Here is a 5,889-nt window from a genome sequence, read left to right as displayed (position 1 = left end):
GCGTGTACTTGCGGATAAGATTTACAGAAATAGGGAAAACCTTTCGTATTGTAAATCTCGAGGGATAAGACTTGCAGGCCCGGCTTTAGGCAGACCCGGGAAAAATGTTTCAATCGATAAACGTACAGAGTACGTGGATAGCGTTGACAGAATTGAAGTAGAGCGAAAATTTGCATTATCAAAACATAGTCATGGTCTTGGATTAATCATGACCAAGCTTGAAGAAACAAGTCGAAGCTCTATAGCCCTGTCGATCATATCCATGAACTTAGATTGCCTCCTGAGGCTTTCTTTGTTCCAAAAATTGATTTTGATATTTTCAAGGTTCAATTATTTTTATGAGGTAGCCGTCTGAAAAAATCAGGCGGTTACTGAGCATACACTAATTAGAAATATGAGTTTAAATACGAGTGAGGTGTGCAATGAAACAATATATTGTTGATGCTTTTACAAACAAACCTTTTTCAGGCAACCCGGCGGCAGTTTGTGTAATGGGTGAACTACCCATCACCTAAAGGTAATGGGCTTCTAAGAGTCTGATGACTCCGTTTAAGAAGTTTGGTATTTAAGTTTCCACCTGATATCAGGCAACCCTTATTCTTACGGGCGTGTCCACTTCGCCCCTACCGTATAGGACACTGATGTCCACAACGCTACTTTTACGCATGATGTTAAGTGCTCCATTCACATCGGAGTTGAATCTGAAGCCGTTCGCTGTTTCATACATTCCACGGTGAATTCTGTTTCCGCTGAACCGGTATTCCTTTGACTTATCGGCATCGAAAACAGGGATATCATCCTTGTCCCAGAATGATGCTTTGGATGTATAACTCTCCTCCTGTTCGATATAGGTTATGCCGTTAAGTTCGCACAGATATGACAATTTATTCCTGAGTATGCCGTAAGGTATATTGACAAAGTTCTGGTTGTTCTGTCTGCCGATGTGTGATTTCTTTTGAAACGTAACGTTATATCCGGCTATAAGGGTACCTATATCGTTAGCGATACAATAGTCTATGACCTTGCGAGCAGCCTTGCTCATATAATCGCCTACTCTGTTGTTACGTATACGTGCCAATGACTTCTGACGGTTGGTTGTTTCTTTGCCAAAATGCTGCTTGTCCTTGATGGACTGGAGCTTAGCGTTCTCCTTGTTGAACCACTGGTTTACAGCCTTAAGCCTCTTGCCATCAATAATGAAGGAACGACCTTTATTTGATACAGCAGTCACGAGATTGTTAACACCAAAATCCAGTGCCAGTGCGTTGTTTTTGTTGAGATTTCTCTGGATGCAGACAGCTTCATAGGTGTACTGGATCTCAAAGAACCTGGCGTTTGCTTTTGGTATGATGCGAATCTCTTTTACCTTTTTATCAACAAGTATAGGAGGTATCGTAATCACAACAGGCTTATGGTCTGTTTTGTAACTGTTGGAAAATGGGAGAATAAGCTTATTTCCTTTAAGTCGCACAAAGCCGATGACCAGAGTAGTATATCCGTCTTTTGGAAGGTAATGAGGAAGCTTACAGTCTTTAATATCATATTTGCCCTGTTTTGCAAGTTTCAGTAGTCCAAAGAATGATTTGAAGCTACCATCAACTTCCTTAAGGATCTGCTGTGCCATGTTGGAATTGAGTACCTTGTAGTTAGAACTATTCTTTAACAATGAATAGTTCTTCTCATACTTAAGGAACTTGCCTTCCACGAAGTAATACTGGCGAACATTATATATGGCTTCATTAGTCAGATTTTTTGCAGTATGACAGAGTTCTTTTATAGAACAGTAGTCATCTTTAGAGAGATTCTTTACCTGTTGTTTAATGGTTAGATACATACAGTTTTTCCTTTCGTAAGACTCGGATCATTCCTGTATGTATATGATAGCACATTATGTGTCATAATCAAAGTGACACTTAAATATTTTACATTTCTAAAAGTGACGCCATTCATCCCACGACCTAAAGGTCATGGGTTTTCTGGCTGTTTATTTATAAATAGGTAAGGGGTTAACAGATGGCATCGAGTAAAGATTATCTTGATTACATATTGGAGCAACTGTCGGAGCTTAATGATATAACTCATCGTGCGATGATGGGTGAATATGTCCTTTATTATCGAGGCATCAATAGTTCCAACTGTTGTTTCGGTTATAGCGTTAGCAGTCTAAGGTATAGCGCTCGGTTGCGTGCTTTTGCTTCTGATCTTTTGTCGAGGAAAGTGCCCTTTCGATGAAAAAATATTCTTGAAAGGGCACTTTTTTGAGTTTCTATTTCAATTTTAATGTATAAGCAGTCTCTTGAACATGCAAAGACAGAGTATAGGATACTTGATGAAACTAAGCAGGATGATGGGTCTATTGTTATTAAGGTGATTAAGCAATACAACAACAGCCCTGTTGGAGATTATTTAAAATAAGAAAAGGAAACTTTAAGTGGCGTATAGCATTAAGCGTAAATCCCGCTGATAGCTACACGCCTCTTTTTGTGTGGTAGACAGAAAATGAATGATAATGAAGGGTGACTTTAGGCAAGATGGAAATCTATGGCCTTCTTGCAAATTATTTGAAAGTCTTTTTTATCTGCTCCAGAAACTTTTCAGCAATAGGAGTAAAGGTCTGATACTTATTCCAAATGAGATATAGCTCTGATTTCAGTTCCGGTGAAAGAGGCTTAAATATCATGTCAGTTCCTTCGGTATTTATCAGATTTTTAAATGTAAGAAGTATTCCAAGGTTTTCCCTTGCAAATACAGAGCCGTTATAGGAAAGTCTAAAAGAGCCTTCAAGTTTAAGCTCATTAAATCTGTCTTTGGCCCACGCTTTGATTTCATTGTTCCAGCTCTGCTCTGAGACAAACAGAGGCTGTCCTGTCAGGTCAGAGACCCGGATGGACTTTTTCCTGGCGAGGGGATGAGATGAAGGCATGATTGCTCCCCATACATCAGCTTCCGGAAACTTAACATATTCATATTTATTGCTGTCAGGAGTTTCACACAGTACAGCAAAATCTAAAATGCCTTTATCAAGCTTTTCAGTAACCTGCTCAGTATCTCCGCTGGTTATATGATAAGTGAAGTTTGGGTATTTTTCCTTTAATTTATAAATCTCTCTGGCAAGGTATCTGATCTGATAGCTTTCTGCCAGTCCAAAATATATATCCCCACCTGTTATATCATCCAGGGAGTTAAATTCCTGTTCTATCTTATCTGACATAGCAACAAGATCTTGGGCGCGGTCACGCAGCAGCATCCCCTCGTCAGTGAGCGAAATACTGAAGCTGTGCCTGACAAACAGTTTCTTCCCAAGTTCTTCCTCTAATGATTTTAATGTCTTTGAAAGAGTAGGCTGTGATACATGAAGCTGCTCAGCAGCCTTTGACATATTTTCTTCCCTTGCAACTGCAAGAAAATATCTGAGATTTTTTATTTCCATGAAACCTCCCTGAAGTTGACAATTTATATGTTATTCCAAAAACAAATATCATGATATTTATTTTATTCATTAGCGAAAACCTGGTCAAGGATTTACTATGAAATCAGAAGGAGTAAAAAAGATGGATACCAAAAAGATTCTTGAAAGCCTTACTGACATGGGCTGTGATGAGAAAGAAATAAGCTTTATGAAAAAGATGTATGAAGAAGGTGACACCGATACACTTCTTCGTGATCTTAGAAAATGCCGGTGCCATCTTATGGATGAGCTTCATGACAGTCAGAAAAAAGTTGATAACATGGATTTTTTGATAAGACAGATTCAAAAAGAGAAATGATAAAAACGGAGGAATGTAAAATGATCAGCAAAGAAGAACTAAACCTTGTAACCGAGTGGGATAAGACTTTTAAGAAAAGTGATAAGGTTGACCACAGTAAAGTAACATTCGTAAACAGATATGGAATCACCCTGGCAGCAGATATGTATGTTCCTAAGAATGCAGAGGGCAAACTTCCTGCAATTGCTGTATGTGGACCTTTTGGAGCAGTAAAGGAACAGTGTTCCGGTCTCTATGCTCAGACAATGGCAGAGAGAGGTTTTTTGACGATAGCATTTGACCCTTCCTTTACAGGAGAGTCCGGTGGAAATGTAAGATATATGGCATCTCCTGATATCAATACAGAAGACTTCATGGCAGCAGTTGATTTCCTTTCACTTAATGAAAAGGTAGATCCTGACAGAATCGGAATAATCGGTATCTGTGGCTGGGGCGGAATGTCAATCAATACAGCAGCTCTTGATACAAGAATCAAAGCGACTGCAGCCATGACAATGTATGATATGACAAGAGTAAATGCCAAGGGATATTTTGATTCAGAGGACAGTGAAGAAGCAAGATACCAGCATAAGGCAGCTATGTGCGCGCAGAGACTGGAGGACCTTAAGGCTGGTGAATATAAGCTTGGCGGCGGAGTAGTAGATCCACTTCCAGAGGATGCACCTTTCTTTGTAAAAGATTACTATGACTACTACAAGACCGAAAGAGGTTACCACAAGAGAAGTCTTAATTCCAACGGTGGCTGGAACGTGATCGGTTGTGAGTCTTTCGTTAATCAACCAATCCTTAAGTACAGCAATGAAATCAGAAGTGCAGTTTTACTTGTCCATGGAGAAAAGGCACACTCATGTTATTTCTCAAAAGATGCTTATGCAGATATGATCAGAGACAGCAAGTATGCAGATAACAAGGAACTTATGATAATCCCTGATGCAGTACATACAGATCTTTACGATGGCGGGGATAAAGATTATATTCCGTTTGATAAGCTGGAGAGCTTCTTTAAGGAGAATTTGAAATAAGGATGGGATGATATGAGCAAAGTATTAGTTATTTCAACAAGCCTTCGAATTTGGTAAAGCTCTAAAATAAAGGAAGTCTGTGATGAAAACGAAAATGATTTTTCTGGCATTCTGTATGACCATAATGTTTTGCATGAGCGCCTGTGCAGGGACAACCAAAAACACAAGCTCAGATATGGGTGCCGTAACTGAAATATCAGCATCAGAAAATAATGAAACGGAAAGTCCGGAAGAGAACGTTATGTCGGAGGGAACAGCTATGTATCAGCTTGCCGCAGAAAATGAATCAGCAGAGGATGAAGCTATTGGAGATAGTTCTATGACAATGAAAATCGGCGATACAAAAGTTAATGTGGATTGGGAAGACAATCAGGCTGTAGAGGCACTGAGGAATATGGCTGAAGACGGTGATGTTACAATTCAGATGTCAATGTATGGCGGTTTTGAACAGGTGGGCTCAATTGGACAGAGTCTGCCGAGAGATGATAAGCAGACAACAACGAGTTCAGGTGACGTTGTACTATACTCCGGAAATCAGATGGTAGTGTTCTATGGTTCTAATAGCTGGTCATATACAAGGCTTGGTCACATATCTGATAAGAATGCGGAAGATATAACTGATCTTCTTTCTAATGGAGATGTTACTATAACCATTAGCGTTGAATAATTGCCGCCGCATTCTCGTGACTAGTCGTGAGTTAGGCGGCTTTTTGTTGGGAAGTTGCGATTTCTTTATACATATGGTATCATATACGTATGGCTAATATATTTGATTTACCGAATAAAAATGACCTGACATATGGTAGGGGTTACGTTTATTCTCTGCAGTATCATATTGTCTGGTGTACCAAGTACAGACGTAAAGTTCTGATGGATGGCATCGATAATGACATCAAAGCTTATCTAAAGTCTATGGCAGAGGAATATAAATTTACCATCACAGCCATGGAGATAATGCCGGATCATGTACATATGCTGGTAGATTGTTCGCCACAATTCGAACTCCCACGTATGCTCAAGATCCTTAAAGGCAACACCGCGAGGTGGATGTTCATGTCTCATCCGGAGATCAAATCAAAACTTTGGGGTGGACATCTTTG

Annotated in this window: 8 protein-coding genes and 1 pseudogene; 7 read left to right on the top strand and 2 right to left on the bottom strand. The window is 39.6% G+C overall.

What is annotated here, in order from left to right; genetic code table 11:
- Positions 1–355: transposase (locus BLV86_RS16985; RefSeq protein ID WP_139297964.1), on the top strand; the 355-nt coding region annotated here is incomplete at its 5' end.
- A gap of 67 nt (positions 356–422) precedes the next feature.
- Positions 423–515: a PhzF family phenazine biosynthesis protein gene (locus BLV86_RS17670; protein WP_242873355.1), complete on the top strand. Its 93-nt coding sequence runs from the start codon at positions 423–425 to the stop codon at positions 513–515.
- Positions 516–583: 68 nt separating this feature from the next.
- Here BLV86_RS17670 and BLV86_RS16980 read toward each other — a convergent pair whose 3' ends face one another.
- The gene (locus BLV86_RS16980) at positions 584–1,834 is read right to left on the bottom strand and encodes an RNA-guided endonuclease InsQ/TnpB family protein (protein WP_090819953.1); all 1,251 of its coding nucleotides are present in this window, start codon (positions 1,832–1,834) and stop codon (positions 584–586) included.
- 179 nt (positions 1,835–2,013) lie between these two features.
- On the opposite strand from BLV86_RS16980, the pseudogene BLV86_RS16975 reads away from it, so the two are divergent.
- Positions 2,014–2,121 (top strand): annotated as a pseudogene (locus BLV86_RS16975) (TfoX/Sxy family protein); the annotation flags it as partial.
- A 436-nt stretch (positions 2,122–2,557) separates the two neighbouring features.
- Here BLV86_RS16975 and BLV86_RS16970 read toward each other — a convergent pair.
- Positions 2,558–3,430: a LysR family transcriptional regulator gene (locus BLV86_RS16970; RefSeq protein ID WP_090819950.1), complete on the bottom strand. Its 873-nt coding sequence runs from the start codon at positions 3,428–3,430 to the stop codon at positions 2,558–2,560.
- A 121-nt stretch (positions 3,431–3,551) separates the two neighbouring features.
- Between BLV86_RS16970 and BLV86_RS16965 the strand changes: the two genes are divergently transcribed.
- The 4 genes from BLV86_RS16965 to tnpA all read left to right on the top strand — a co-directional run.
- A complete protein-coding gene (locus tag BLV86_RS16965; protein WP_024865572.1) occupies positions 3,552–3,767 on the top strand; it encodes a hypothetical protein in 216 nt (71 codons plus the stop codon).
- Between the two features lie 20 nt (positions 3,768–3,787).
- The gene (locus BLV86_RS16960) at positions 3,788–4,789 is read left to right on the top strand and encodes an alpha/beta hydrolase (RefSeq protein WP_090819947.1); all 1,002 of its coding nucleotides are present in this window, start codon (positions 3,788–3,790) and stop codon (positions 4,787–4,789) included.
- Positions 4,790–4,871: 82 nt separating this feature from the next.
- On the top strand, positions 4,872–5,456 hold the full coding sequence (locus BLV86_RS16955; RefSeq protein ID WP_090819945.1) for a cyclophilin-like fold protein: 585 nt from the start codon (positions 4,872–4,874) through the stop codon (positions 5,454–5,456).
- A gap of 89 nt (positions 5,457–5,545) precedes the next feature.
- The coding region (gene tnpA, locus BLV86_RS16950) for an IS200/IS605 family transposase (protein WP_090819943.1) at positions 5,546–5,889 on the top strand (344 nt) is incomplete at its 3' end.

The sequence above is a fragment of the Oribacterium sp. KHPX15 genome (genome assembly GCF_900107835.1).
Classification (GTDB): domain Bacteria; phylum Bacillota; class Clostridia; order Lachnospirales; family Lachnospiraceae; genus Oribacterium.
Note: the sequence above shows the minus strand (reverse complement) of the source record. Positions and strands in the feature narration are given on the sequence as shown.